The following is a 26,816-nucleotide window of genomic DNA, read 5'->3' on the forward strand; positions in this document are numbered from 1 at the left end:
ACAGTTTAAATTTCGTAGACTAATTTATTTTTTGTTATTTCGACCTCCTTAAAAATGAAAAAAAGAGAGGTGGCCGAGTGGTCGAAGGCGCACGCCTGGAAAGTGTGTATGCTCCAAAAGGGCATCGAGGGTTCGAATCCCTTCCTCTCTGCTTTAAATTTTTAGTTTTTTAATTGAAAAAATTTAATATCTTTAACCCGATTAACTAATCTAATTATAAGTTTGAAAGAAATGAAAAGATTATTCTCTATCCTAGCTTTTGCTGGGTTATTTGTTATGAATACAAATATTATGAACGCTAATGTAACTTCAACAATTACTACAGCGGCTACAATGATTCAAAGTGCAGCGGAAAAAGCTACTGAAGACAGAGGCTTTGTGCAAGTGTTAAAAGAAAAGTTTATAGAAGGTGGAGCTGGCTTCATGGGTATAGTACTTTTGTGTCTAATACTAGGTTTGGCAGTTGCAATCGAAAGAATTATCTACCTAAATTTAGCAACAACAAATACGTCTAGGTTAAAGCAAAGCGTAGAAGATGCTTTAGCTTCTGGAGGCGTTGAAGCGGCAAAAGAAGTATGTAGAAATACAAAAGGACCTGTTGCTTCTATATTTTATCAAGGTTTAGATAGAGCTGATGAAAGTGTAGAATCTGCAGAAAAAGCTGTTGTAGCTTATGGTGGTGTGCAAATGGGTCAATTAGAAAAGAACGTTTCTTGGTTGTCTTTATTTATTGCTATTGCACCTATGCTTGGTTTCATGGGTACTGTAATTGGTATGATCCAAGCCTTTGAGAAAATTGCAGCAGTAGGTAACTTAAGTGCTTCGCTTATTGCAGCGGATATTCAAGTAGCCTTATTAACTACAGTATTTGGTCTTATTGTGGCTATTATTCTTCAAATTTTTTACAACTATATTATCGCAAAAATAGATAGTATTGTAAACGATATGGAAGATTCATCAATCTCTTTGATTGATATGTTGGTAGACAACAAAAAATAAATAGTATCCACAATATAGTTTAGATTATGAAATTAGTAATAAAAATAATATTAGCACTACTTAGCGTAGCTGGGGTTGTACTTTGGGTACTTCTTCCTGAAAAAGAAATGCCAAAAGCTGATGCTATACAAAGTAACCCTATGCATGCAATGTTTATTATAACATTTGTTCTACTTGGGATTGCAGTTTTGGCTACTGTAGCATTTGGTCTTTTAAATGTGGTTTCTAAACCAGCAGCTTTAAAAAAGACTTTATTCGGAATTGGAGGTTTATTGGTAGTAGCAGGAATTTCTTATGCATTAGCTTCTGGTACGGATGTTGACATAGATGCCATGGCTAAAAAGAACATTTTAACAAAAGAAAGTACTATAAAAACGATAGGAACTTTTCTAAATATGTTTTTTATACTAACCATCATTGCGGTATTAGCAATGGTTGTGCCAGGAATAAAGAGAGTGTTTAACAAATAAATATAAAATTATGCCAAGAAGAGGAGCGCCACCAGAAGTAAATGCTGGATCTATGGCAGATATTGCTTTCTTATTGCTGATATTTTTCTTAGTAACAACCACTATTGAAACTGATGCAGGTTTAGATCGTATGTTGCCACCAATTGAAGAGGACACTGAAGATATTATTTTAAAGCAAAAAAATATCTTTGAAGTTGTTATTAATAGAAATGGCCAGTTATTGGTAGAAGGTGAGCTAGCTGAAATAAAAGACTTAAAAAACCTTGCAATTGCATTTTTAGATAATGGAGGAGCCAAATCTGGTACTCCTGAGTATTGCAATTATTGTAAAGGAGAAAGACTTGAAGAATCTTCAGATAATCCTTCAAAAGCTATTATATCTTTAAAAAATGATAGGCAGACTAAATATGCAACCTATATCACTGTTCAGAACGAATTGGTTGCTGCATATTATGAGCTGAGAAATAGAGAAGCAATGCGTCTTTTTAAAAGAGATTTTAAAACTTTAGAAGGGCAGTATGCTGATCCTAAGACTAGTGATGAAGCCAAATTAATTTTGAAAGATAAAATTAAAAAGATTCAAGCGTTATTTCCTCAGAAGTTATCAGAAGCAGAGACAAGTAAGAGTTAATTGTAAAAGTCAATAGTATGTCAAAATTTAGTAAAAAAAAGGACGGAGATTTACCAGCAGTATCAACAGCATCGCTACCTGATATTGTATTTATGTTGTTGTTTTTCTTTATGACAGTTACAGTGATGAAAGATAATTCGGTAAAGGTTGAAAATACATTGCCTATTGCTAATCAGACTAAGAAATTAGAAAAGAAAGATAGGGTAATATATGTATATGTTGGGAAGCCAACACAAGAATACCAGAGAATTGCTGGGACTCAAGATCAGATCCAGTTAAACGATAAGTTTTCTACTCCTAAAGAAGTAGGGCCTTATATTTTAGCAGAAAGAGCTAAAAAAGATCAAGAATTACAGAATGTGTTAACCACATCTTTAAAAGTTGACGTTGATGCTAATATGGGTATTGTTTCAGATATCAAAGAAGAATTACGTAAAGTAAATGCCTTAAAAGTAAATTATACAACTAATGAAGGTGATGCTTTTGCTAATCTAAAAAATTAGTAGAATACAATATTCTTTCATAAAAAATAGATAAACCTTTCAAATTTTATATTTGGAAGGTTTTTTTATACCTAAGCTTTTACATCCTTTAGCAATGATAACTTAATTACTCTTTTTTTGCTGCGTTATCTCTTTTATAGTGCATTCTTAGGTCTATTAAGTCTTCTGAAGTAGATGATAAATATCTAGAAGATCAATTTTATTTGCTTTTAAGCTATGCTTAATATTAAACCAACTAGATTATTTCGCAAACAAATTTCTCTTATGTACTAAAAGAGAGTTTAAAAAATCTTGTTTTAAATAAGACTTAGTAATGCTTGCAGTAACTTCTTAAGTGCTTGCTTCTGGCATAGAAATTGATATTTATTAAATGGTAGCAAAGAGCATTGTAACAGATGGAGGAATCCTCAAAACTAGTGGGCTTTTATGAATATGTTCTTTGTTTTAACGCTTATTGCTGTATTAGCAATGATAGTTCCTGGAGTAAAAAGACTGTTTAACAAATAAATATAAAATTATGCCAAAAAGAGGAACACCACCAGAAGTAAATGCCGGATCTATGGCAGACATTGCCTTCTTATTACTTATCTTTTTCTTAGTGACGACAACTATAGAAACTGATACAGGTTTAGACCGTAGGTTGCCAAGAATTGAAGAGGATAATCCAAGGCCTCCAATTATTAGAAAGAGAAATATTTTTACGGTAAATATTAATAGAAATGGTCAGTTATTAGTAGAGGATGAGATAACCGATATTAAATCCTTAAAAGAAAAAGCAATAGCTTTTTTAGATAATGGCGGTGCAAAACCAGATACTCCTGAATACTGTGACTACTGTAAAGGAGAAAGACTAGAAGAATCTTCTGAAAGTCCTAGTAAGGCTGTGATATCATTAAAGAACGATAGACAGACTAAATATGCAACATACATTACGGTTCAGAATGAATTGGTTGCTGCGTATAATGAGTTGAGAAATAGGGAGTCACAACGACTTTTTAAAAGAGATTTTTCTACTCTAGAGGAGCAATATACAGATGGAAAAACAAGTGGTGAAGCTAAATTAATTTTAAAAGAAAAAATTAAGAAAATCCAAGAACTATTTCCTCTTATATTATCTGAAGCAGAAGCAACAAGTAATTAATAATAAAGAAATGAATTATGTCAAAATTTAGTAAAAAAAAAGATGGTGATGTGCCAGCAGTATCAACAGCATCGTTACCCGATATTGTATTTATGTTGTTATTTTTCTTTATGACGGTTACTGTAATGAAAGATAATTCTATTAAGGTAGAGAATACATTGCCTATTGCTAACCAAACTAAGAAATTAGAAAAAAAAGATAGGGTAATCTATATTTATGTAGGGAAACCAACAGAAGAATACCGGAGAATTGCTGGCGACCAAGATCAAATTCAGTTAAACGATAAGTTTTCTACTCCAAAAGAAGTTGGACCTTATATTTTAGCTGAAATTGCTAAAAGACCTCAAGAAATTCAACCGTTTTTAACTACATCTTTAAAAGTTGACGTTGATGCTAATATGGGTATTGTTTCTGATATCAAAGAAGAATTACGTAAAGTAAATGCTTTAAAAGTAAATTATACTACGAATGAGGGTGATGCATTTGCTAATCTAAAAAATTAGTAAAATAAGGCCTTGTGTTAAAAAAATAGATAAGCCTTTCAAATTTTATATTTGGCAGGCTTTTTTATAGCTAAGCTTTTATATCTTTAGGCAATGAGAACGCTATTTCTTTTCTTCTGTTGTTTGATCTCCATTGTGCTACATGCTCAAACGCCTATAAAGTCTTCTGAAGTAGACAATAATTATCTAGAAGATCAATTTTATTTGGGGTTAACGTATAACTTAATGTTAGACCAACCTGAGGCAATTACACAAAGGAATTTTTCTTATGGTTTAAAAGGAGGATTTATAAAAGATATTCCATTAAACAGTCAAAGAAATTTTGGTTTAGGGATCGGAATAGGCTATGCTGTAAATTCGTATTATAGCAATTTAATAGCTACACAAACAGCAGCTGCTATTACCTATTTTGCAGCTTCGGATAACACTAGTTTTAATAGGAGTAAATTAGAAACGCATGCTATGGAACTTCCTTTAGAAGTTCGTTGGAGGAATTCTACAGCATTAGAATATAAATTTTTTAGATTGTATTCTGGTATAAAAGTGTCGTATAATTTTGCTCAGAGATCTAAATTAGTTGTTGGCGATAATAATGATGTCGCTAGTTTGTCTTCTAATGCTTTTTCTAATACAGATATTGAGAGCTTGCAATATGGTTTAACTTTAAATTTAGGTTACAATACCTTTAACTTAGGTGTTTACTATGGTCTAAATAATTTTTTTAAAAAAGGCACTATTTTAGATACTGGAGAAGCTATTGAAATACGGCCCTTAAGAATAGGACTTATTTTTTATATTTTATAACCAAAATTTGATAGTCAAAAATTGTGTTATGATCCCTATGCATAGACCAATAACTAGCTCTAATTTATTATGGGTTCTAAAATATAACCTAGAAGAAGCTACCAATCCTGTGCATATTAAAAAAATACTAATGCTAAGCGTTAAATTCTTTTCAAAATGAATGCTTAGATTGATAAGATACATTAAAAGACTTCCAATACCAATCATATGAATGCTTGGGTTGTATTTAAAAAAGACTAAGGTTAAAGAAAAAGTTAATGCAGCTAAAAGCCCTATAAAGTAATAATAAAGCTCTGGGGTATAATTAGTAGGGATTACTTTGTAAATAATCATAAATAGTAAAGAAATACATATATACAAAGGGTATTTGCGCTCTGTTGTATCTGTCATAGCAACAGAGTTAACTATTCCAAGATTTTTTAGAATAAAAAAACTTATAATAGGTATAATAACTGTTAAGATGAAAATAGGAAGTAAATTGCTTCCTTGCGTTTCAATAGGGACATACCTGGGTGTTACAAAAAAATATAAGATTGTGCCGGCAGTAGGAACAAAAATTGGATGAAACAAATAAGCAATACTTTTTAGAAATAATTTCATCTATATTTCTTTTCGCATTCTTGCTACGGGTATTCCTAATTGTTCTCTGTATTTCGCAACTGTTCGCCTTGCTATTGGATAACCTTTTTCTTTTAAAATATCAGAAAGCTTGTCATCAGTTAATGGCTTTCTTTTAGGTTCTTCTTTAATAACGGTTTGTAAAATCTTTTTAATTTCTTTTGTAGAAACATCTTCCCCTTGATCGTTTTTCATAGATTCAGAGAAATATTCTTTAATGAGTTTGGTGCCATACGGGGTGTCTACATACTTGCTATTGGCTACACGAGATACGGTAGAAACATCCATATTAATAGTATCCGCAATATCTTTTAAGATCATTGGACGTAATTTGCGCTCATCACCTGTTAGGAAATATTCTTTTTGATATTCCATAATGGTATTCATGGTAATAAAAAGCGTTTGCTGCCTTTGCTTAATTGCATCTATAAACCATTTAGCAGCATCTAACTTTTGTTTGATAAAAAGCACAGTATCTTTTTGAGATTTAGACTTTTTTTTGGAGTTTTTGTAACCCTCAAGCATATTATTATAATCTCTAGATACATGAAGGTCTGGAGCATTTCTTCCGTTTAGGGAAAGTTCTAATTCTCCATCAAGTATTTTTATAGAAAAATCTGGAACAATATGTTCTATAATTCTAGTATTGCCAGCGTAAGAACCACCAGGCTTTGGGTTTAATTTTTCTATTTCAGAAATAGCATCTTTAAGTTCTTCTTCTGAGATGCTGTGTTTTTGAATAAGCTTTTTGTAATGTTTTTTTGTAAATTGATCAAAAGATTTTTCTAAGATAGCAATGGCTAATTCAATATGCTGAGTAGGTTCTTTTCTTTTTAATTGAATAATTAAGCATTCTTCTAATGAAGTGGCGCCTACACCAGGAGGGTCTAATTCTTGAACTGTTTTTAGAATTTTTTGTATTGCGGCTTCATCTGTATAAATGTTTTGGGTAAAGGCTAAATCATCTAAAATGTCAGCTATAGGTCTTCTGATATACCCACTTTCATCTACACTGCCTACTAAAAACTCTGCAATGGCCCACTCATCATCACTTAAATTAATGGTGTTGAGTTGGTTTATTAAAAACTGATTGAACGATATCCCTGAAGCATAGGGTATTGTTTTGTCATCATCATCAGCACTATAATTATTTGCTTTTGTTCGGTAATCCGGAATTTCATCATCACTTAGGTATTCATCAATATTAATATCTTCAGCATTGATGTTTTCCGAATCATCAGCATCATAATTATCTTCAAATTCATCATTAATAGCATCGTTTTCTTCTTTACCTGTTTCCAAAGCAGGATTTTCCTCTAATTCTTGTTTTAAACGTTGTTCAAATGCCTGTGTTGGCAATTGAATAAGTTTCATCAACTGGATTTGTTGAGGAGATAGTTTTTGCGATAATTTAAACGATAAATGTTGTTTAAGCATATTACTATTTGGTTTCTTTTAAAATGCAGAAAGCTTATTAAAACTCTGCATTTTGTGGTGATCTAGGGAACGGGATTACATCTCTTATATTCCCCATTCCTGTAGCGAAAAGAACTAATCGTTCAAAACCTAATCCAAAACCGCTATGAACTGCTGTTCCAAACTTTCTAAGGTCTAGATACCACCATAGTTCTTCTTCATCTATATCTAATTCTTTAATTTTTTGTTTTAAAACGTCTAAGCGTTCTTCCCTTTGTGAGCCACCTACTATTTCTCCAATGCCAGGAAATAAAATATCCATAGCTCTAACAGTTTTTCCGTCTTCATTTAAACGCATATAAAATGCTTTTATTTTTGCGGGGTAATCAAATAAAATTACAGGACAGTTAAAATGTTTTTCTACTAAGTAACGTTCATGTTCACTCTGTAGATCGGCACCCCATTCAGTAATAATATATTTAAATTTCTTCTTTTTATTTGGCTTACTATTTTTAAGAATATCAATAGCTTCTGTATAAGATACTCTTTTAAAATTATTATCGGCAACAAATTTTAATTTTTCAATTAAAGTCATGTCACTTCGCTCTGCCTGAGGTTTTGTTTTTTCTTCTTGTATCAAACGCTGTTCCAAAAATGCTAAATCTTCAGCACAATTTTCTAAAACATAGGTAATAACGTCTTTTATAAAATCTTCAGCAAGATCCATATTAGCATCTAAGTCATTAAAAGCTACTTCGGGTTCTATCATCCAAAACTCTGCTAAATGCCTAGAAGTATTTGAGTTTTCTGCTCTAAATGTTGGACCAAAGGTATATACTTTTCCTAAGCCCATAGCATAGGTTTCGGCTTCTAATTGCCCAGACACAGTAAGGTTAGTTTCTTTTCCAAAGAAATCTTGTTTAAAATCAATTTCACCATCTTCTGTTAATGGTGGTTTCTTTTGATCTAATGTAGAAACTCGAAACATCTCTCCAGCTCCTTCTGCATCAGAACCTGTAATTATTGGTGTATGTACGTAGTTAAATCCGTTCTTTTGAAAGTATTGGTGTACCGCAAACGATAAGCTAGAGCGTACTCGCATAATTGCGCCAAAAGTATTGGTGCGTACACGTAGATGAGCTTGCTCTCGTAATTTTTCTAGTGAGTGTCTTTTAGGAGAAAGAATCGTAAGTTTTAAATCTTCAGGATCTGCAATACCATGAACAAAAATTTCTTTTACCTGAATTTCTACTTTTTGGCCTTTTCCTTGACTTTCTACCAACGTACCGCTAATTTTTAAAGCAGCTCCCGTAGTTATTTTTTTAAGCAATTCTTCATCAAAATTTTCGAAATCAACAACACATTGTATATTTTGGAGGCAAGAACCATCATTTAAAGCAATAAATCTATTGCTTCTATATGTTTTTACCCATCCATTAATTGTAATTTCCTGTAATTTAGGAGTTGTAGCAAGTATTTCTTTTATACTAAGTGGTTTCATTCTAAAAAATGTAAATTTTGAGTAACAAATATAGCCTTTTTGATAAAAAAGGTTTCATTTTATAACGCTATAAAATCAGAATTTATACCTTATTTTATTCAGAATCGTTTAAAGGAAGTTCATCTTTTGGTAAGATATCTATTTGTGGCTTTTTTAAAATCTCTTTGTTTGCAATATTTTTCTCTAATGATAAAAGTAATGAGGGTAAAAGTACAAGGTTTGCCAACATTGCAAACAGTAGCGTAGCAGATACTAATGCACCTAGTGCAACTGTTCCCCCGAAATTAGAAATTATAAAGACGGAGAACCCAAAGAATAATACAATAGATGTGTAAAACATACTTACACCTGTTTCTCTTAAAGCAGCGTAAACAGATTTTTTAATTCGCCATTGATTTGCAATTAATTCTTGACGGTATTTTGCTAAAAAATGAATGGTATCATCTACAGAAATACCAAAAGCAATACTAAATACTAATATAGTAGAAGGTTTAATGGGTACGCCTACAAAACCCATAAGCCCAGCAGTAATCACTAATGGAAGTAAATTTGGAATTAAAGAAATGATGATCATTCTAAAAGATCTAAATAAATAGGCCATAAACAAAGCAATTAAGCCAATAGCTAAGGCAAGCGATAAAATGAGATTATTAACAAGGTATTTGGTGCCTTCTAAAAATAATAAAGCACTACCCGTCATATAAACGTTATAGCGTTTTTCTGGAAAAATATCTTGGATATTGTCTTTTAATTTTTTCTTAATCTCTTCTATACGAGTTGTTTTTACATCCTTCATATAGGTTGTGATTCTGGCAGTTTGCCCAACGCTGTCTACAAAACTTTCTAAAAGATTGCCATTATTTGCAGATTTGCGGGCAATATCCATAATAAAAGTATTTTCTTGAGAGGTGGGCAATTGATAATATTTTGGAATTCCATTGTAAAAGGCTTGTTTGGAATATTTTACTAAGTTAACTACCGAAACCGGTTTAGAAAGTTCTGGAATGCCATCTATCACTTCACCCAACTGATCCATTTTTTTTAAGGTAGAAGATTTTAAAACGCCTTTTTTCTTTTTGGTATCTACTACGATTTCTACAGGCATAATACCATCAAATTCTTCTTCAAAAAACCGAATGTCTTTAAAGAATTCTGCTTTTTTAGGCATGTCTTCTATGGGGCTTCCAGAAATATCAATTTGATAAATTCCAATAATACTAAGCACTAATAGGGAAATAGAGACAATGTAAACAGAAATTCTTCTTTCTCTAACAATACGTTCCATCCAATTTACAAAAGTATCTATCCAGCGTTTGTTTAAGTGCTTTAAGTGCTTTGTTTTTGGAAGCGACATAAAACTATATACAATAGGAATAATTAATAGCGAAAGAATAAAAATTCCAATAATATTAATAGATGCAACTATTCCAAACTCTTTTAGTAACTCACTATCTGTAATTATAAAAGTTGCAAAACCAGATGCTGTAGTAATATTTGTCATTAATGTAGCATTACCAATTTTAGAAATAACACGTTGTAAGGATAAGGCCTGATTGCCATGTTTTTTTACTTCTTGCTGATATTTGTTTATTAAAAAAATACAGTTTGGAATGCCTATTACAATAATAAGTGGCGGAATTAAAGCTGTTAGTACTGTAATTTCGTATTGTAATAAACCAAGGATGCCAAAAGCCCACATTACACCGATAATTACGATGCACATAGAAATGAATGTTGCTCTAAAGCTCCTAAAGAAAAAGAAAAATATAAGAGAGGTAACCCCTAAAGCTGCTAAAATAAATTTTCCAATTTCATCTATAATATTCTGAGAGTTCATGGTACGGATATATGGCATTCCGGAAATATGAACATCTAAAACAGTTTCTTTTTCAAAATCCGATACTAGATCTAGGAAGTCTCCTAAAATAAAATCTTTTCTAGCAGCAGTATTTACGATGTCTTTATCTAAATAAACAATAGTTCTAATCGTCTGGGTCTCTTTGTTATAAATAAGATCTTCATAAAAAGGTAAATCATTAAAAAGATGATTTGTAGCTGTATCAATTTCAGCTTTACTTAAAGTTTTTTGTTTTAGAAATGCTTGCAAAACAAACTCCTGTTTTACAGTATCTTTTACTAGTTCTTGAAGATTATCTGTAGAAAGCACAAAATCTACTTCTGGAAAAGCAGCCAATTGCTTGCTAAATTTATTCCAACGGTTAAAATTTTTACTATTTAAAAAAGCACTGTCTTTAATAGCAAGTACCATTACATTGCCTTCTTCTCCAAAACGTTCTAAAAAAGATTTGTACTGAATATTTACAGGGTGTTCGTCTGGCAGAAGATTTGCTTGCGAACTAGAGAAACGCATTTTATCCCACTGTAAAGCTAAGTATACAGTAACTGCAATGATTAAGATAAGGATAAGGATCCGGTTTCTGAGAATTATATTGGCCGTTTTAGCCCAGAAACCTTGCGTTAGTTTAGCAACCATAATATATTTTAAAATCGCTGCAAAGGTAAAAAATGATTGTTAGTATGGCTAAAAACCTGACTTGTATTTTAAGCGCCATTTTTTATGGGCTGTTTAAAAATGAAAGAGCGACAGTTGTCGCTCTTTTTTGATACGAATTGAGTACGTTACACCTTCATGATTTCTGCTTCTTTTAATGAAAGCGTATCATCAATTTTTTTGCTATAGGTGTTAGTTAAATCTTGTACATCTGCTTCAGCATTTTTCTTTAGATCTTCTGAAGCATCGTCTAAACCTCTAATTTCTTTATTAGCTTCTTGTCTGGCATTACGTATCCCTACTTTTGCATCTTCTGCTTCAGCTTTAGCTTGTTTTACTAAATCTCTTCTTCGTTCTTCCGTTAATGGAGGTACATTTATAATAACATAATCACCATTATTCATTGGGTTAAAACCAAGATTAGAAATCATAATTGCTTTTTCTATTTCTTGCAACATATTTTTTTCCCATGGTTGTACTGTAATTGTTCTAGCATCAGGAGTAGTTACATTGGCAACTTGTGCTAAAGGGGTAGGAGCGCCATAGTAATCTACCATTACACTAGAAAGCATTACGGGGCTAGCTTTTCCGGCTCTAATTTTTATAAATGCTTTTTCTAGATGCGTTAACGTATTATTCATACTCTCTTTAGCGCTATCTAAAATAAATGTAATTTCTTCATTCATGTGTTTAAAATTTAAAAAGTAGTCAACCTACATTAAAGATTTACTACGGTACCTATATTTTCACCAGAAACTAATTTTAATAAGTTTCCTTTTGTATTCATATCAAAAACTACAATGGGTAATTCATTTTCCTGACTTAGGGTAAATGCAGTAGTGTCCATTACTTTAAGTCCTTGTTTTAATACCTCTTTAAAAGAAATCGTGTCAAATTTAGTGGCTGTTTTATCTTTTTCTGGATCAGAAGTGTATATGCCATCTACACGCGTTCCTTTTAAAATAACATCAGCTTCTATTTCTATAGCTCGTAATACAGCTGCTGAATCTGTAGTGAAATAAGGATTTCCTGTGCCACCACCAAAAATAACAACTCTCCCTTTTTCTAAATGTCGCATGGCGCGTCTCCTAATAAAAGGTTCGGCAACTTCATTTATTTTTATTGCAGTTTGTAATCTTGTTTGTATACCACTCTCTTCTAAAGCACTTTGTAATGCTAAGCCATTAATTACTGTGGCAAGCATACCCATATGATCTCCTTGCACTCTGTCCATCCCATTGCTGGCTCCGGCAACACCTCTAAAAATATTTCCGCCACCTATAACAATAGCAACTTCAATACCTTTTGCTACAACTTCTCTAATTTCTTCGGCATATTCAGCAAGTCTTTTCGGGTCAATTCCATATTGGCGTTCCCCCATTAATGCTTCGCCACTGAGTTTTAAGAGAATTCGTTTGTATTGCATGCTTTATATTTAGTTGAAAATCGAAACAAAAATAATCAAAATAATTTATGAGAATAGTACTTGTTATTTTAATATTAACTAAGGTTTGGGTTTTAGGTCTTAATTCTTTCAAAAAAAGTAATCGTATTCTAATTATATTTTATATTCTTGCGGTAAATTAATAAAATAAGAAGTGTAATAGCGTAAATTTTTAGTGTTTCATTATGAAAAAAATTATTTTAATAGCGTTTGGTGTTTTGTTAGCGAGTTGTGGTGCAACAAAAACTTTGGTTAGTGCAGAAAAATCATCGGTATTCGTTTCTATTGATTTGGTAAATGTTCAAGAAGATAAAGTTTTGGTAGCTATAGATCCAGGTGCTTTTAGTACTGAAGAAGTATCTTTTTTTATTCCTAAAACAGTTCCTGGAACCTATAGTGAAGATAATTATGGCAAGTATATAGAAAGCTTTAAAGCCTTTGACTATAAAGGGAATGAACTTTCTGTTTCCAAAAGAGATAATAATACGTGGGTTATTACGGATGGTAAAAATTTAGATCGTATTTCTTATTTTGTGAATGACACCTATGATACAGAAGGTATTACAGAAGACCCTGTGTTTTCACCATCAGGTACAAATATTGAGGCTGGAGAAAATTACATGTTAAATTTGCATGGTTTTGTAGGTTATTTTAAAGATTTAAAGGAAGTTCCTTATGTTTTAAGTGTAACAGTTCCTGAGGGTTTATCCGGAACTACATCGTTACGTAAGGTTAGTGATCCTAATAGCAAGCCTAATGTAGATGTGTATGCTGCAAGTAGGTATTTCCAAGTGATAGACAACCCTATTTTATATGCTAAGGCAGATAATGTTTCTTTTGAAATAAATGGCATTACTGTAAACCTTAGTGTATATTCTCCTAACGGAGTGTATAAGGCTACTGATTTAAAAGAAAGAATGACAAAAATGATGGGAGCTCAAAAGGCTTTCTTAGGAGAAGTTAATAGTACAAAACAATATAATATACTACTATACCTTTCTGAAATAGAGAATGATGCAAATGGTTTTGGGGCTTTAGAGCACCATACCTCTACAGTGGTAGTATTGCCAGAACAAATGGATAAGGAGCGTTTGGAACAAGCTATGGTTGATGTAGTGTCTCATGAGTTTTTTCATATCGTAACCCCATTAAGTGTTCATTCTAAAGAAATTCAGTTTTTTGATTTTAACGATCCTAAGATGTCTAAGCATTTGTGGATGTATGAAGGGACAACAGAATATTTTGCTAACCTCTTTCAAATTAAGCAGGGATTAATTACAGAAGCCGAGTTTTACGAAAGAATAATGGGGAAAATAAATGGCGCAAAAAGATTTGATGATGAAATGTCTTTTACAGAAATGAGTCAGAATATCCTAAAAGATCCTTACAAGGATAATTATGCAAATGTGTATGAAAAAGGAACTTTAATAAATATGGTTTTAGATATTACTTTAAAAGAATTGAGTAATGGAGAGAAAAGTGTTTTATGGTTACTGAAAGAATTGTCTAAAAAATATGGAGATAGTAAGCCTTTTGAGGATGATAACCTATTAGATGAAATAGTTGAAATGACTTACCCAGAGGTTCGTGCTTTTTTTGATACACATGTAGTTGGTAATACCCCAATAGATTATGCAGGCTATTTAGCTAAAGTAGGTTTAGGAATAGGGAATATTGAAAAAAGTAGCAGTTATTTTTTAGATGCCGAACAAATACCATTTATAGATGTAGATCAATCCAATAACGATGCTATTTTTATTAGAAATATAGATTTAAATAGTTTCCTGATCAATTTAGGAGCCAAGAGTGGAGATATTATTCAATCTATTGACGGAACACAAATTAACTTAGAAAGTATGCGACCAATAGTTGTTGGGAGTTTTGCATGGACCCCAGAAAAAGAAATTGAAATGGTAGTGCTAAGAGGGGAAGAGGAAGAAGCGATCACTTTAAAAGGGAAAGTAGGAGTACCAGTTTTAAAAGCTAAAACGATAGTACCTATGGAGAAAGCTACTGATGCTCAAATGCAGTTGAGAAATATCTGGATGAAAAAGTAGTTTTTGTTGAATTTGTGGATTAAGACAAATATTGTTTAAGCGCCCAAATTAATCAAACTAATTTGTGTGGTAATACATATTCTTTTGTTTTTTACAGAAAGTAACAGTGATGGAACAAGCAAATAATGAATATTGTGGTCCATAAAACTGTACGTAACCAATTCATCTTAACCAATCTGGGAAGCATTTTAGGATCTATTTCTCCAAAAGATATTTTGTTATGAATAGGTACAAATATGGTAAAAGTTAAGACCCAAACTAGAAAAATAAGCGATAGATTGAGGAAAGTAAAGAAATCAGGAGACTTGATAGCTGAAAAAGTAGAAAAAGTTAATTGCCCCAGCATTAAGGGTATTACAATGTAGCTAATTCTAAACGTATAAAGACGATGCCAACTCACCAAATCATCAGTTTTATAATATTTAAAACTAGGGTATATTATGGTCTGTATCATCCAAATTAATACAACCAAGCCAAAATCAAAAAAAAGCTGAATACTATGCAAAGACATTTATAAATGTTTGATAATTTTAGCACTATTTGGTTTAGTTATAGAAAAATAATAATCAATAAGATTGCCATTTTCGTCTACTAAGTATTTCTGGAAATTCCATTTTACACTAGAGTTCTTTTTACCATTTTCTTCTTTTAAAGTAAGCCAGCGATAGAGGGGGTGTTGATTACTTCCTTTAACTTCTATTTTTTCAGTAAGTAGAAATGTTACCCCATAGTTTTTTTGACAAAAGGTTTTAATTTCTGATGTGTCACCAGGCTCTTGACTTCCAAACTGATTACAAGGAGAACCAATGACTACAAGTTTGTGTTTATGTGTCTCACTTAATTTTTGTAATGCTTCATACTGGTTGGTAAAACCGCATTTAGAGGCAACATTTACAAAGAGTAATTTTTTTCCTTTGTAATCAGAAAGTACAATAGGATTACCATCTAAACTATTAATTTTAATCTCATATAGAGACTTTAAGGTGTTTTTAGAATGATTTACAGAAGTTTTAATATTGTTAATGATCTTCATACTTGAATCAATTAATTTAATAAAAAGTTGTCCTAAAGCTTTTTTGTTTGTTATAAGAGTTATGAATGGGAGTACAATGTGGGGCTGAAGAAAATTCTTTTTATTATAGTTGGGGGGATTTTTGTTTGTTATTTTGATCTTAAAATCGAAGTTCTTTAAAATATATCGATATCGAACAAGATTTTTAGTAGTAGCTATATAAAAAGATTTAAATACCAGGATCTGGTCTACCTTTTAACCTTACATCAATTCTTTTTTTCTTTACCGTTAAACGCTTCATGATATCCATCAATTCTGTTTCTTTTGTTTCTTTGTAAATTTCATTGATGGCTAATATAAGTCGTTTGGCTTCTCGAGAAGCTATTACTCTATCACTAGTAGACATATTACTCATTTTAGCGTTTTCAAAAGCTAAAGCTTCTTCTATAATACTCATTTTGTTTAAATTTTAATAAAAATAGTTAAACAAAATAACATATACAAGTTTGTTTAAGCGGAACTGAGTTGTTGTTATTTGAACAATTTAATTAATGCTCGTTATGTCTTAGGTGTAGGAGCTTTTAATGCGTAATTCTATTTTTTATATTATTTATTGTTTGATATTGTAATTAAAATAGTTAAACAAAATATATAATTATTGAAAATAATTTTATGTATTCTTATTTAGAATTAAGATTAATATTGATGGGAAAATTATTTTTTTAAGAGTAACATTACTATTTGTTTATAGTTCATAAGGACTTAAATATACAAAGTGTTAGTATTTGTTTAATTCTTAATTCTTTTTTAATCTGTTTATACTGTTTTATTAAATTTTATATTTAGTGCTATTTGTAATAACTATTAAACTGTCTAGGTATTAAAATATTAATTGTTGTAGCTATGTTCTTATTTTCAATCTGAAAATAAATAACTCGAGAGACTCACATCACCCAAAGACAATGTTTGGTTGTTGTGAAAATATCGCGCCAATATCAAAGTAATGACGATTACCTGTATATCACTTATCTTTTAGTTGTTATGTTCGTTATTTTTCATTTCTTTCAATAACCCATCGATCAAACAATATATTGCTACATCTTTTTTTTAGAGTATTTGAAGTTGTTTTTATAGTTTACATTATAAAATCACAAACTCATTGTATTCTGTTTTTTGGAAAACTTTGGTTAAATATTCATTTAGTTTCTTTTTTTAGGTGTAATAAAATAATGAAAAATGTTTTGTTATTGTTGGATTTTGTTAAAGTGAAATATCACTATACTTACTGCTCAAGAATGAATCATTACGACAAACTGAAGGATAAAGAAATCTATTTTCTAGTACTAAGAAACTTTTTAAAAGAGCTACTGAAAAAGGGCTAGTAATAAATAATAAGCCTTCCGTTTTTTTATGAGTTATCACTTTATGATTTCATTTTTTAATAGAAAATAAGTAATAATTTAACTTTTTGTAAGTTAAATTAACAATTATTTTGTAAGTTTATATTGAATTTATAGAAATATGGCCATATTATAGAATAAATTCATTAATAAATTATTAACTATAAAATTAACAAAATGAAACATTTAACAAAAGCTTACGCTTTTTTAATGCTCTTTTGTTTGAGTTTTTCATGCTCAAAAGAAGAAGCTGTAATCAGCGTAGAAGAAAATGCATTGCAAGAGAACACTTTTAATATTAAATCATTGGAAGTGATTGACAATAAATTACAATTTTCCGATGAGCAGTCACTGAAACAATTTATCTTAGGGACAGAGACGGAAAGTTTTAAGGGAGCTATTATGGACTTAAATAAAAAAGGATTCAGCTCATTAAGACCTTTTTTTGATGAGAATGACGATGTGAAAATCGATGATTTTTTAGCTTCAAAGAAATCTAAAATCGCGAAAAAAGGATTGCTCTATTCTCTTAAAACTAGTGATGACGAGATTGATTTAGACGACGAGTTAGTATCTGATGAAGGATTTGCTGCTGTCTTAAATGAAGATCGTGAGATTTACATTGGTAATAAATTCTATAAATATACAACTAATGGACTATATTTTTGTGATAAGAAAGATGAGCAAATATTGCGAGAATATTTAATAAAACTAGAAAATTCAATCACTAGTAAATCAGATTACATAGCCAGTAGGATTTCTCTTTGTGAAGTACCCATTCAGAAATCTGGTGGTGATTATTTGCCTATAACTCCTACAGAAACAGTACAGACACGAGTAACTGATAAAATTACCTTAGTCGAAGCCTCTTGTGGAGGTGGAGGCAGAGGGGGCTCCGGAGGGGGAGGTTCCAGTGGAGGTTCTGGTGGTGGAAGCTCTACATCTTATCCTATTTTAAAACCACAAACCTTTGGTAGCTGTGTGTATTCCGAGAATAGTATCTGGCAGCAGATTTTTGGTAAAAGGATTAAGTGTAATGATTATCACGATTCAACTCATAGGGTACAAACACAGTTTTGGAATGAAAATTATTTCATTTTTTCATCTATCGGGACAAAGGTGAAATACCAGAAAAAACGTTTTATTGGATGGAGTGAATCGCGTACAGCTTCATTTGTTGAATTGGGTATTAACAGTGTGAAATACACATATAACCATCCTATAAAACAATATAATCCGTTTGGAGATATACACGTAACTTATAAATATAAAGGAAATACTTATTCTACAGCGACGGGTCAACAAACCAATTTTCCAGCAAATCCGAATCCATGGCCAATTTATGATGATAATCAAAAGTTACTTACTCTTGAAATTTATATCGATGATATTTTAGGAAAAAGAATAGATAAAGAATTTAACCTTACCACGGGGCATATAAACGGAGCTATTAAAGAACTTTTGAAAAATGCAGCAAAGACCATTCCCAGTTGGACGGGCATTAAGAATGATTTAGCGAACAATAAAGTCCAAGTGAAAATTGTCAAATTCAGTACTAACAAAACCGAAATGGTAGTTGTTAACCGTGTTGCGAGAGGTAAATCAAATGAAACTTACAGATTTGATTTCAATTTCGTCCTCACATATGATGTAGATGCAGGTAAGTTTGCGAAATTTTTCAAACAGTTCAAGGCAACGAAATATGATGTAGCAGAAATTAATTTATATGGAGCTGCATTAAGAAACGGTGTCTGGAAGGGAAAACGTATTATAGGTAAGGATTAATAAAAACTCAATTTTGGTATGCAAATAAAGCGAAATTTATTTTTTTTCAGTATGATGTTATTCTCTATATTAGGTATTGGACAAGATATGCATTCGGATAACGGTTTACAAAATAATTTCATTGTAAATTTTATAAACCCTGCACTAGAGTATGAATGGGTCACAGGGAAAAATACCATTTTATCGGGATCCATTGGAGCTGGATATAATGGAGCCTATGAAGGACTTACCATCACAGATGATGGATTTAATTATATCATTCAACCATTTATAGAGGTGCAATTTAAGTTGATGTATAATCGTCGGAAAAGAGAGATGAAGAACCGGTTTTCTTACAAAAACTCAGGTAATTTTATATCTCTTAGGGGGATTGCGAGAGGATGGTCTATTGCAGATAACGTGCTACTTAAAAGCGATGATTTTGATTTCGCAGCTGGACCTACATGGGGCATCCAACGTTCATATGATAAATTTCGTTTTTTAGCCGATATCGGCCCTCAATATTATTTTGACACCATGGGAAATAGTGGTTTTTTTCCATTTATGGTACAAGTAAATCTTGGATTAAACTTGTCGAAATAGTACGGTAAAGTAATTTTGAGTCAAGGCCTCGGTTGATCATGTGATGTGATTCAGCCGAGGTTTTATTTTTTGTTTCGACGATATTGTGTTATTAATTTAGATAGTGCTTTTCTTGATATAACTTTAGGGGTATCAGCTATATCCCACCCAGAATCATTCTCGCTAATGTCCAATTTTGCTTTTCCAACAATGGAAGTGCGAGATATCAGCGCTGCTTGTTTAATGTCATAAATAGAGATTTCAACCAATACTTCATTGATTTTTCTGGTTGTTCCAATTGGAGGGGCGACAGTTAAAGAATTAAGCCTATCAACAATAATATCAACTTTGTAGTTAATTATAAAATTAGAATTTGTTCCTGCTTTTAAATCTATTAAATCTTTTTTAGATAAATTGTATGGGAGCTTTGGAGATATCAAAGATTTAATCCTTAAATCTTCTATTTTAAATAGAGAATCGTTCAATATTGAACGGAATTCCTTTAAAGCAATGTCTTCTAGATGCTTTATTTTCCTATCCGTATGAACTTTGTTTAATATCCACTTACCCGATGAAAAATCTAAAGATTTACCTCTGTCAACATGATATGAATATCTGGTATTCACGCAGCTTGAAATTAAGCAGTGTAGTATGAGTAATATTACAATCAATTTCTTCATTTATTTTTTTTGATGTACAAGATAGTAGAATTTTGAGGAAACTCATCCAAGTATTAATAAGGTATAATCCCTCCTCTAACAAAAACACCTTTTCTTTAGGAAGGGCTATATTGAGAATAGGTACGTGATTAATGTCTTTGTTTGATTTCTTAATGATATTGTTCTTTAGACACTAAGTACTTATAAATATGCTGTTTCTGAATTTAAGTGGCTTAAGATACTTTTACTTTTTACATACTTTAATTATAATAATTATAATTTTTTTTGGTAAAGTAAGTATAAAACGCTCACTTTTGTGAATGAGCGTTTTTTTAGATTTATTTTAATAATAGTTTATAGAGAGTGTAATTTTCTATACTTTAATTTGATGAATGTTCAAATGAATATCTTGTCTATTATAGGTTAAGCATTTATATTAACATTTTAAATATTAATTAGCTTTAGTTTTTAATGATTTTTTCTGTTAGAATTGCTTCTCTTGATTTTTTTGAATATCCTTTTACGATATAAATACCTTCTTTGAGAAAAGAAAGATCAAGATGAATTATATTTTCATTTAACCCCTTTTTAGAAAAAACTTTTCTATTAGACAAATCATAAATTTCAATTATTGCTATTTCGCTTGCACTATTTTCTTTTTTCTCTATAGTCATATTAGAAGTAACCCTGGTTGGATATATAGTGTATAATGTATTTTTATCATACACTTTATCCCTTGTATTAATAGAGGTTTTTCTTGTAATACTTAATGGGCAATTGCTTTGTAATACAAGGTTTGGGTCAATTTCTAATAAAGTATATCCATCTATGTTAGGTTCTATAACAGAAGATTCTTCTATGGTTATTAGATTTTTGGCAACTACTTTAAGTGTTGAGCTTGCTGTAAATTCTTGATTCCGTATTTCTATCCTTCTCGATACTCCCTTAAATTCAAAATTCCATCGCGTAAATTTCTGATTTTCTATATATGCAATTTCGGTTGGATCTAATAAATCGTTAGTTAATTTTAAAGATCTTCCTACATGTAAAGTTCCAGAGCCATATCTGTTGTCATAGACAGTTCCATTAAAATTCCTGTTAAAATTGAATTCAGATATGTAAGTAGAAGTAGCTTTAAGTATAGATTCTACTTCTACTAAATTTAGACATTGGTTTAAATCTAACATAAGAGCTATTGTACCAGATACCATTGGAGTAGCAGGAGATGTAAAAAATGTTTGATTTGAGGTATATTGAATACCTTCATTATCCAAATAAGCACCATATCTAAATATGCTACCTCCTGGGGCCATAATATCAACTTTTTCATTCATTCTTGCTCTTCCTCCTATAATGTAAGCCGTTTCTTGAAAATTTTCTGGAGTAGGATTGTTACCTGCAAAAGCAACATTTCCACCAAGCGCATGTTTTAAATTTTTTATTGTATAGAATGTACCTCCTGCAGCTGGAGGCTCAATATTATCGTAGGTAAAATCTTTTCCACTACCAACTCCACCAACAGAAATAACATTGTCATAAGAGGCTGGATATGCTAAAGTGCTTGAGTTGCCATTTCCTGCAGCAGCTATAACAATAGCATTATAATTGTTTCCCGTTATCTCATTAATTACATCCTGACCGCAATCAACATTACCTCCTACCCATGAGCAATTAATTATTTTGGAACCATTCTGAGCAAGATCAAGAAGACGTTCATAACTAGTTAAATCACTTCCTATATCATGTTGGTTATTAGAGAAATAATGTGTTGTAATTTCACAATCTTGACAAATTCCTGTAGAACCATATTTATTGTTCCCTTTTCCTGCAAGTATCATACTTACAGTATTACCATGGCTTATATGTGGTGTAAAATTTGTTGTTGATAGTACCCCATCTTCAATTATTTGGTTACTAAAATCATCGTCACCCTCTGTAATGCCTCCATCAGAAATCCCAACACGAATTATAGAAGTCCCTGTAGTATAGTCCCAAGCTTGAGGTGCTCCTATAAAATCTAAATACCCTAAATCTGCAGCAATTCCTTGATTAGTTCCTAAAGGCCCAGTAGTTCCATAATCATTAGGATAACTATTTGCTAGACTAGGCTCTTCAATAGGTTCGCCAAATTCAAATATATTTGATGTATATTTTAAAAAGTCATCTACTGTAGTTTTAGAATTACTTTCTATGTACCAGGTGCGTTGTAGTTTTGAGTTAACTGAATTTACAAATGCATTTCTAAAAGTATATATCTTATTTTCATTAAATATTTTTCGTAAACGAGCATCTTTTCCGTTATATATAATTACACCTTTGCTGGTAGAAATATTTGGATTAAAATTATGACTAATTGCTCTTATATAGAATTTATGATTTTGTGCTTGTATTGCAAAAGATATGATCATAAAACTTAATAAAAGCAGTATTTTTTTATTAAATTCCATAATTGTTATTTTGATTTAAGTTCTAATTCTTTAGTGTTTTTTTTAAGTACATCAATTTGTTTTTGCAATTCAATGATATAGAGTGTTAGTTCTTCTATCTTTTCCATTTGTTTGGTGACCATATCTCCAAGGTCAATTCCATCTTTTTCTACATTTGCTGCACTTGGAATATTTGGTAAATGTCCATTATCTTTTATGAATTGTTCTACCTGTATTAAAGGAGTTAAATTATAATTAGGAGTAAATACATAATCTGGCCAGTTTGTTTCCAGTTCTACACGTACTCCTTCCGCAATAATCTTGCCGCCCACAGCAAGCTTGTATTCTGTAGGAATATAGGTGGTGTTTATGCTTACATAATCACGATCTGTACGAAGGATAGAATTTATGTTTAATGGCGACCCTGAAGGTGTCAATATTCTATGGCCAAATTGGTCACTTGCAAATAAAAATAATTCTGAAGAAGGAGCACCTAATCTTAAAAAAGCAGCTGTAGAAGATGTAACTTCAAGTACACTTGACTGCGGATCTAGACCATATCCTCCTTGTAATTGATTGTTTCCTATAGTGATTCTGTTGTTATTTGGGCCGTGTCCAAACATAATATTTTGATTATCAAAATTGTGAAAAATGTTGAATTGAGCATAAGAATGTCCAAAAAATAATAGTGTTGCAATGAGTAGTAATGTTGTTTTCATAATATGTTTTTTAGTAAATTTCTTATGGTAGTTTTGTCTAAGAAATTAATTCGTTATGTCTAAATGTAAAAGTTAAAAGGCAATATTCCATACCTCATTTCAAAAGCGTAGACATCCGTTTCAAAAGCGTATTTATTTTGATATGTGTTATTTGAAAAATAATAATTAGATATTGTTTTCAACTAAATAAAATTAATGACACCTTGTAAAGTGTTTTTATTGATTAGTTATAAAGGTCATTTTTTATGCTTAAAAAAAGTATATCTATATTCAATATTTTTCTAATAGGACTGATGTTTGTATGATTACTATTTTAAGTGGAACCATATTAAGCTTTTGTCCAAACCTTAATCTTGTTAGATTTAATAACGATATGTCATAAACGTTTAAAATAGTGCAAAAAAAAAGCCTCTCAATTTCTTGAAAGGCTTATATTTTTAGTAGCGGGAACTGGACTCGAACCAGTGACCTTCGGGTTATGAGCCTAACAGTAATTGGTTTCATATGGTTTAATATGATTTCATATATCTGATATTCAGTATTTTATGATTTATATAAAAATAGATAAAACCACGTAAAACCGCAAAATGTTTTAGGTATGTTTTAGGTAAGGTTTTTGTATTTTCGTATCTTAGCCCAATAAAACCAGTACATTATGGCATCGGTAAAGATAATACTTTGGAAGCATGACCAAAAAAAAGACGGCACTTTTCCGTTAGCTATTCGCATTACTCATAATCGAAAAACACGTTATGTCTTTACTGGTAAGTACATTCTTGAAAATGAATGGAACAAAACTCTAAGCAAAGTCAAAAAATCACATCCTAATTCTGTACGCCTAAATAATTATCTCTTAAAGAAGCTAACAGAAGCCGACAGTATTGCGCTTGATGCAGACGTATCTAAAGAAAACATTACAAGCAAGGATATAAAAAAGAAGGTTCAAAGAAAGGGCAAAAGTGTTTCATTTTTTCAGTTTGGAGCGCAAAGGGTAAAACAAAAATTCCAATCTGGAACGTATTCAGTAGCTAAACCCGAATTGTCCATTTTGTTCAATATCCGTGAGTTTTTAAACTGGAACAAGTTTGAAGAAAGACAAATCATTATAGATAGAATTAAACAGAGTAGAAAAGCACGTATCGGAAAATCAAGAAAGGCGGGGTATTCTTTTTTGAACGAGGTAAAAAACGAGTTTGAAAAAGATACATCCCTTTATTTTGAAGATATAAACGAAGCTTTTTTAAGCAATTATAAAATTTTCTGTATTTCATATTTAGAACAAAAAACAAGAACAGTAACCAATCAATTAATTTTTATTAGAACCCTTTTTAACGCAGCAATAAAAGAAGGTATTGTTGATTCTAAACACTATCCATTTGCGGGGGAGAAAGAACGCATACGGGTAAAATCAGGGCATAAAATTGGTTTAACAAGGGATGAAATAGCCAGTATTGAAAATGCAGATTTAGAAGAAGGCGAAACCATTTGGCACACTAGGAATATTTGGCTATTCGCTTATTACTTCGCAGGAATACGGATATCCGATGTCTTAGAAATGAAATGGTCAGATTTTATGGATGGACGTTTGTTTTATACAATGAATAAGAATGAAAAACCCGTAAGTTTAAAAGTGCCTGACAAAGCAAAAGCTATCCTTGAATTTTATAAAAGCGAAAAGCGGGATAATTCAGATTATATTTTTCCTTACTTGAAAAAAGCAGACCCTAAGAACAAACGAGATATTTTCGTTAAAACACGAAACGCATCTACGTTACTTAATAAATATTTGAAACGAATTGCTGCAATTTGTGAGATTGATAAAAACCTATCAAATCACATAGCAAGGCATTCTTTTGGAAACGTAGCAGGGGATTCAATATCGCCAATAATGCTTCAAAAATTATATCGCCATAGCGATTTAAAAACGACAATTAATTATCAGGCTAACTTCATCCATAAAGATGCAGATGATGCCCTAGATGCAGTACTAAATTCATAGATTAGCCATATGGAAGTAATATGTTTAGAAACCAAAGCTTTTTATGACCTTGTAGATAAGGTCGTTAAGCGCATGAAGGGGATTGAAAGTAAGGAAACACAAGATAAATGGGTTTCTGAAAAAGAAGCTATGCGCTTACTTCGTGTAACTTCAAAAACGACCATTTCGCAATTGAGAAATAACGGGGATATACGATTTAGCCAACCTCGAAAAAAAATCATTTTGTATGATACGGATAGCATCAACGAATATTTAGAGAAACACGCAAAAAACACTTTTTAAAATGGACGGAATAATTGAACCATCAGAAGATTTCATGAAAGGCTTTAATCATGGCTATGTAATTAGTAGGGATAGCCCTGAAATGAAAGACACAATTTTAAGTGCAAAAGATTTACCCGAAGATTATGTAATAGGATTTGGGGATGGAGAATTACAATATGACCGCGATAGAATTCGGGATGAATTTATACAAATAGAGCGAGAAAATGGATTGGATGAAGATGCAGATATGGGTATGGAGTATTAGTTAAACTTTAGAGTATGAGAAAAGACGAACAAGTACAGTTGTGTTTATTGCTTGCTGATATGGTGGAGCAATGGGCAATTAAATACCCTAACCCCATTATCAAAAATCATTCATACCTTAATGAAGATACGAGCCAATTTTATACGAGTGAATCAGAATTAAAAGTTTTTAAAATTGACCCTAAGCAGTTACACAAATTACATACAGCATATTACACCTATCTTGGCTTTATAGATGTTATGGATAGTAGTGCGTTTTCAGAGGAATTATATAGCCTTTTAGTCAAAGCTCGTTCGGTCTGCCCTTCTCTTAAGTTTTACGGTCAGGAATTCCCTTTTGAAACAGGATATGACGACCCGCAAGTATTTACTTGGTATTGCAAAGAGTTCTTTAGCTTACCATTTCGTTCCAGTTCTGCATTTTGGCAAAAACAGAATTTCAATACATCTTACCTGATTAATTACGAAGATGAACAAAGCATAGAAATTTTACCACCTTTACGACAAGACGAACACCGTAATTCAGGACACCCGATTTTTAGCGATTGGGCAAAAGAACCCTTTTAACTATGACAGATAAAGAACTTTTAAATGAACTATGGAAGCGCGGAATATATCCATATGAAAAAGAGGCGGAATATATTTTAGATAACCCAGTTCAATTACTCATAACAATTGAAAAACGAGAATATGAGTTTTTAAAGGGACTTTGCGACCATTCAGATAACTTTTTCGGAAGTATTCAAACATCTATTTCACATTTGATAAGAGGTTGCGCTAGAGACGGCATTGACCTTGAATTTATGCAGAGCATTGTAGATGTTATGATTAAAGATGAGCCTAATAAGGCTATGAAGAAAGACAAGCCATATGTTAAGCCTAAGAACCCAAATGATACAGACGATTTGCCTTTTTAATTTTTCTTTTAGAAAGCAGCGATTTCTATTTTCAACCAGTACCTAGCTTTACCGCCCTTTCGATAAATGGTAAGACCGCTAAAAAAATTACCACCTTTTTTTGATGAACACTAAATCCAAGCCGAAAAAAAATAAACCCAAAAATTAGACGGAAAAATCCGATTGGCTTATAGTTAGGCAAGGGATGGAATATAAATTTTTAAGTTGATTT

At 31.5% G+C, this 26,816-nt stretch carries 26 protein-coding genes and 1 tRNA gene; 16 read left to right on the forward strand and 11 right to left on the reverse strand.

Going from position 1 to position 26,816, the window contains the following annotated elements; translation table 11 throughout:
* Nucleotides 1-63: 63 nt before the first annotated feature.
* The 8 genes from ACZ451_RS08295 to ACZ451_RS08330 all read left to right on the forward strand — a co-directional run bounded on the left by ACZ451_RS08295 (nt 64) and on the right by ACZ451_RS08330 (nt 5,051).
* Nucleotides 64-151 (forward strand) — tRNA-Ser (locus tag ACZ451_RS08295).
* Nucleotides 152-231: 80 nt separating this feature from the next.
* Nucleotides 232-999, forward strand: a complete 768-nt coding sequence (locus ACZ451_RS08300) for a MotA/TolQ/ExbB proton channel family protein (protein ID WP_464216652.1) — start codon at nt 232-234, stop codon at nt 997-999.
* A 26-nt stretch (nt 1,000-1,025) separates the two neighbouring features.
* Nucleotides 1,026-1,469 carry a hypothetical protein gene (locus ACZ451_RS08305; protein ID WP_464216653.1) on the forward strand — a complete coding sequence of 148 codons (444 nt, stop codon included), beginning with the start codon at nt 1,026-1,028 and terminating at the stop codon, nt 1,467-1,469.
* 10 nt (nt 1,470-1,479) lie between these two features.
* Complete coding sequence (locus tag ACZ451_RS08310; RefSeq protein WP_464216654.1) at nt 1,480-2,100, forward strand: ExbD/TolR family protein; 621 nt, start codon at nt 1,480-1,482, stop codon at nt 2,098-2,100.
* A 17-nt stretch (nt 2,101-2,117) separates the two neighbouring features.
* The gene (locus ACZ451_RS08315) at nt 2,118-2,603 is read left to right on the forward strand and encodes an ExbD/TolR family protein (RefSeq protein ID WP_464216655.1); all 486 of its coding nucleotides are present in this window, start codon (nt 2,118-2,120) and stop codon (nt 2,601-2,603) included.
* A gap of 517 nt (nt 2,604-3,120) precedes the next feature.
* Nucleotides 3,121-3,744, forward strand: coding sequence for an ExbD/TolR family protein (locus ACZ451_RS08320; RefSeq protein ID WP_464216656.1), 624 nt, complete (start codon nt 3,121-3,123; stop codon nt 3,742-3,744).
* Nucleotides 3,745-3,761: 17 nt separating this feature from the next.
* The gene (locus ACZ451_RS08325; protein WP_464216657.1) at nt 3,762-4,247 is read left to right on the forward strand and encodes an ExbD/TolR family protein; all 486 of its coding nucleotides are present in this window, start codon (nt 3,762-3,764) and stop codon (nt 4,245-4,247) included.
* 93 nt (nt 4,248-4,340) lie between these two features.
* Nucleotides 4,341-5,051 carry a porin family protein gene (locus ACZ451_RS08330; RefSeq protein WP_464216658.1) on the forward strand — a complete coding sequence of 237 codons (711 nt, stop codon included), beginning with the start codon at nt 4,341-4,343 and terminating at the stop codon, nt 5,049-5,051.
* On the opposite strand, the gene ACZ451_RS08335 is transcribed toward ACZ451_RS08330, so the two are convergent.
* From ACZ451_RS08335 to pyrH, 6 genes are all read right to left on the reverse strand, one after another.
* Nucleotides 5,046-5,651 (reverse strand): hypothetical protein, encoded by a 606-nt coding sequence (locus tag ACZ451_RS08335; protein ID WP_464216659.1) that lies wholly within the window; start codon nt 5,649-5,651, stop codon nt 5,046-5,048. The genes ACZ451_RS08330 and ACZ451_RS08335 overlap by 6 nt on opposite strands.
* Nucleotides 5,652-7,106, reverse strand: a complete 1,455-nt coding sequence (gene rpoN, locus ACZ451_RS08340) for an RNA polymerase factor sigma-54 (protein ID WP_464216660.1) — start codon at nt 7,104-7,106, stop codon at nt 5,652-5,654.
* A 37-nt stretch (nt 7,107-7,143) separates the two neighbouring features.
* On the reverse strand, nt 7,144-8,586 hold the full coding sequence (gene asnS / locus ACZ451_RS08345) for an asparagine--tRNA ligase (protein WP_464216661.1): 1,443 nt from the start codon (nt 8,584-8,586) through the stop codon (nt 7,144-7,146).
* A 94-nt stretch (nt 8,587-8,680) separates the two neighbouring features.
* Entirely contained in the window at nt 8,681-11,080 is a 2,400-nt protein-coding gene (locus ACZ451_RS08350; RefSeq protein ID WP_464216662.1) for an efflux RND transporter permease subunit, read from the reverse strand.
* 146 nt (nt 11,081-11,226) lie between these two features.
* Nucleotides 11,227-11,784, reverse strand: coding sequence for a ribosome recycling factor (gene frr / locus ACZ451_RS08355; protein WP_464216663.1), 558 nt, complete (start codon nt 11,782-11,784; stop codon nt 11,227-11,229).
* Nucleotides 11,785-11,816: 32 nt separating this feature from the next.
* Complete coding sequence (gene pyrH, locus ACZ451_RS08360; RefSeq protein ID WP_464216664.1) at nt 11,817-12,524, reverse strand: UMP kinase; 708 nt, start codon at nt 12,522-12,524, stop codon at nt 11,817-11,819.
* Between the two features lie 203 nt (nt 12,525-12,727).
* On the opposite strand from pyrH, the gene ACZ451_RS08365 reads away from it, so the two are divergent.
* A complete protein-coding gene (locus ACZ451_RS08365) occupies nt 12,728-14,599 on the forward strand; it encodes a M61 family metallopeptidase (protein ID WP_464216665.1) in 1,872 nt (623 codons plus the stop codon).
* Between the two features lie 511 nt (nt 14,600-15,110).
* On the opposite strand, the gene ACZ451_RS08370 is transcribed toward ACZ451_RS08365, so the two are convergent.
* Together ACZ451_RS08370 and ACZ451_RS08375 are read right to left on the reverse strand one after the other, a co-directional pair.
* Nucleotides 15,111-15,632 (reverse strand): glutathione peroxidase, encoded by a 522-nt coding sequence (locus ACZ451_RS08370; protein ID WP_464216666.1) that lies wholly within the window; start codon nt 15,630-15,632, stop codon nt 15,111-15,113.
* Nucleotides 15,633-15,840: 208 nt separating this feature from the next.
* The gene (locus ACZ451_RS08375) at nt 15,841-16,068 is read right to left on the reverse strand and encodes a hypothetical protein (RefSeq protein ID WP_464216667.1); all 228 of its coding nucleotides are present in this window, start codon (nt 16,066-16,068) and stop codon (nt 15,841-15,843) included.
* A gap of 1,120 nt (nt 16,069-17,188) precedes the next feature.
* Between ACZ451_RS08375 and ACZ451_RS08380 the strand changes: the two genes are divergently transcribed.
* Nucleotides 17,189-18,796 carry a hypothetical protein gene (locus ACZ451_RS08380; RefSeq protein WP_464216668.1) on the forward strand — a complete coding sequence of 536 codons (1,608 nt, stop codon included), beginning with the start codon at nt 17,189-17,191 and terminating at the stop codon, nt 18,794-18,796.
* A gap of 18 nt (nt 18,797-18,814) precedes the next feature.
* Nucleotides 18,815-19,378, forward strand: a complete 564-nt coding sequence (locus ACZ451_RS08385; RefSeq protein ID WP_464216669.1) for a hypothetical protein — start codon at nt 18,815-18,817, stop codon at nt 19,376-19,378.
* A gap of 62 nt (nt 19,379-19,440) precedes the next feature.
* Here the strand turns inward: ACZ451_RS08385 and ACZ451_RS08390 are convergent, their stop codons facing one another.
* From ACZ451_RS08390 to ACZ451_RS08400, 3 genes are all read right to left on the reverse strand, one after another.
* Nucleotides 19,441-20,037: a hypothetical protein gene (locus ACZ451_RS08390; RefSeq protein ID WP_464216670.1), complete on the reverse strand. Its 597-nt coding sequence runs from the start codon at nt 20,035-20,037 to the stop codon at nt 19,441-19,443.
* A 440-nt stretch (nt 20,038-20,477) separates the two neighbouring features.
* Nucleotides 20,478-22,463, reverse strand: coding sequence for a S8 family peptidase (locus ACZ451_RS08395; protein WP_464216671.1), 1,986 nt, complete (start codon nt 22,461-22,463; stop codon nt 20,478-20,480).
* A 5-nt stretch (nt 22,464-22,468) separates the two neighbouring features.
* Nucleotides 22,469-23,161, reverse strand: coding sequence for a hypothetical protein (locus ACZ451_RS08400; protein ID WP_464216672.1), 693 nt, complete (start codon nt 23,159-23,161; stop codon nt 22,469-22,471).
* 655 nt (nt 23,162-23,816) lie between these two features.
* Between ACZ451_RS08400 and ACZ451_RS08405 the strand changes: the two genes are divergently transcribed.
* Genes ACZ451_RS08405 through ACZ451_RS08425 form a run of 5 tightly spaced genes read left to right on the forward strand, consistent with a single transcriptional unit; the run spans nt 23,817 to nt 26,605 of the window.
* Nucleotides 23,817-25,160, forward strand: coding sequence for a tyrosine-type recombinase/integrase (locus tag ACZ451_RS08405; RefSeq protein ID WP_464216673.1), 1,344 nt, complete (start codon nt 23,817-23,819; stop codon nt 25,158-25,160).
* Nucleotides 25,161-25,169: 9 nt separating this feature from the next.
* Nucleotides 25,170-25,442, forward strand: coding sequence for a helix-turn-helix domain-containing protein (locus ACZ451_RS08410; RefSeq protein WP_464216674.1), 273 nt, complete (start codon nt 25,170-25,172; stop codon nt 25,440-25,442).
* Between the two features lies 1 nt (nt 25,443).
* Nucleotides 25,444-25,689, forward strand: a complete 246-nt coding sequence (locus ACZ451_RS08415; RefSeq protein WP_464216675.1) for a hypothetical protein — start codon at nt 25,444-25,446, stop codon at nt 25,687-25,689.
* Between the two features lie 14 nt (nt 25,690-25,703).
* The gene (locus ACZ451_RS08420; RefSeq protein WP_464216676.1) at nt 25,704-26,255 is read left to right on the forward strand and encodes a hypothetical protein; all 552 of its coding nucleotides are present in this window, start codon (nt 25,704-25,706) and stop codon (nt 26,253-26,255) included.
* Between the two features lie 2 nt (nt 26,256-26,257).
* Nucleotides 26,258-26,605, forward strand: a complete 348-nt coding sequence (locus tag ACZ451_RS08425; RefSeq protein WP_299073036.1) for a hypothetical protein — start codon at nt 26,258-26,260, stop codon at nt 26,603-26,605.
* The last annotated feature ends 211 nt before the right edge of the window (nt 26,606-26,816 follow it).

The organism is Allocellulophaga tsushimaensis (genome assembly GCF_055383085.1).

Excerpts from the sequence above, each read along its gene's own strand:
- ACZ451_RS08400 (WP_464216672.1), bottom strand. The coding sequence starts at position 23,161 with ATGAAAACAACATTACTACTCATTGCAACACTATTATTTTTTGGACAT.
- ACZ451_RS08375 (WP_464216667.1), bottom strand. The coding sequence starts at position 16,068 with ATGAGTATTATAGAAGAAGCTTTAGCTTTTGAAAACGCTAAAATGAGT.
- ACZ451_RS08395 (WP_464216671.1), bottom strand. The coding sequence starts at position 22,463 with ATGGAATTTAATAAAAAAATACTGCTTTTATTAAGTTTTATGATCATA.
- ACZ451_RS08380 (WP_464216668.1), top strand. The coding sequence starts at position 17,189 with ATGAAACATTTAACAAAAGCTTACGCTTTTTTAATGCTCTTTTGTTTG.
- pyrH (WP_464216664.1), bottom strand. The coding sequence starts at position 12,524 with ATGCAATACAAACGAATTCTCTTAAAACTCAGTGGCGAAGCATTAATG.
- ACZ451_RS08320 (WP_464216656.1), top strand. The coding sequence starts at position 3,121 with ATGCCAAAAAGAGGAACACCACCAGAAGTAAATGCCGGATCTATGGCA.
- ACZ451_RS08405 (WP_464216673.1), top strand. The coding sequence starts at position 23,817 with ATGGCATCGGTAAAGATAATACTTTGGAAGCATGACCAAAAAAAAGAC.
- asnS (WP_464216661.1), bottom strand. The coding sequence starts at position 8,586 with ATGAAACCACTTAGTATAAAAGAAATACTTGCTACAACTCCTAAATTA.
- ACZ451_RS08330 (WP_464216658.1), top strand. The coding sequence starts at position 4,341 with ATGAGAACGCTATTTCTTTTCTTCTGTTGTTTGATCTCCATTGTGCTA.
- ACZ451_RS08385 (WP_464216669.1), top strand. The coding sequence starts at position 18,815 with ATGCAAATAAAGCGAAATTTATTTTTTTTCAGTATGATGTTATTCTCT.
- ACZ451_RS08305 (WP_464216653.1), top strand. The coding sequence starts at position 1,026 with ATGAAATTAGTAATAAAAATAATATTAGCACTACTTAGCGTAGCTGGG.
- ACZ451_RS08420 (WP_464216676.1), top strand. The coding sequence starts at position 25,704 with ATGAGAAAAGACGAACAAGTACAGTTGTGTTTATTGCTTGCTGATATG.
- rpoN (WP_464216660.1), bottom strand. The coding sequence starts at position 7,106 with ATGCTTAAACAACATTTATCGTTTAAATTATCGCAAAAACTATCTCCT.
- ACZ451_RS08410 (WP_464216674.1), top strand. The coding sequence starts at position 25,170 with ATGGAAGTAATATGTTTAGAAACCAAAGCTTTTTATGACCTTGTAGAT.
- ACZ451_RS08370 (WP_464216666.1), bottom strand. The coding sequence starts at position 15,632 with ATGAAGATCATTAACAATATTAAAACTTCTGTAAATCATTCTAAAAAC.
- ACZ451_RS08390 (WP_464216670.1), bottom strand. The coding sequence starts at position 20,037 with ATGAAGAAATTGATTGTAATATTACTCATACTACACTGCTTAATTTCA.
- frr (WP_464216663.1), bottom strand. The coding sequence starts at position 11,784 with ATGAATGAAGAAATTACATTTATTTTAGATAGCGCTAAAGAGAGTATG.
- ACZ451_RS08310 (WP_464216654.1), top strand. The coding sequence starts at position 1,480 with ATGCCAAGAAGAGGAGCGCCACCAGAAGTAAATGCTGGATCTATGGCA.
- ACZ451_RS08365 (WP_464216665.1), top strand. The coding sequence starts at position 12,728 with ATGAAAAAAATTATTTTAATAGCGTTTGGTGTTTTGTTAGCGAGTTGT.
- ACZ451_RS08315 (WP_464216655.1), top strand. The coding sequence starts at position 2,118 with ATGTCAAAATTTAGTAAAAAAAAGGACGGAGATTTACCAGCAGTATCA.
- ACZ451_RS08425 (WP_299073036.1), top strand. The coding sequence starts at position 26,258 with ATGACAGATAAAGAACTTTTAAATGAACTATGGAAGCGCGGAATATAT.
- ACZ451_RS08300 (WP_464216652.1), top strand. The coding sequence starts at position 232 with ATGAAAAGATTATTCTCTATCCTAGCTTTTGCTGGGTTATTTGTTATG.
- ACZ451_RS08350 (WP_464216662.1), bottom strand. The coding sequence starts at position 11,080 with ATGGTTGCTAAACTAACGCAAGGTTTCTGGGCTAAAACGGCCAATATA.
- ACZ451_RS08335 (WP_464216659.1), bottom strand. The coding sequence starts at position 5,651 with ATGAAATTATTTCTAAAAAGTATTGCTTATTTGTTTCATCCAATTTTT.
- ACZ451_RS08325 (WP_464216657.1), top strand. The coding sequence starts at position 3,762 with ATGTCAAAATTTAGTAAAAAAAAAGATGGTGATGTGCCAGCAGTATCA.
- ACZ451_RS08415 (WP_464216675.1), top strand. The coding sequence starts at position 25,444 with ATGGACGGAATAATTGAACCATCAGAAGATTTCATGAAAGGCTTTAAT.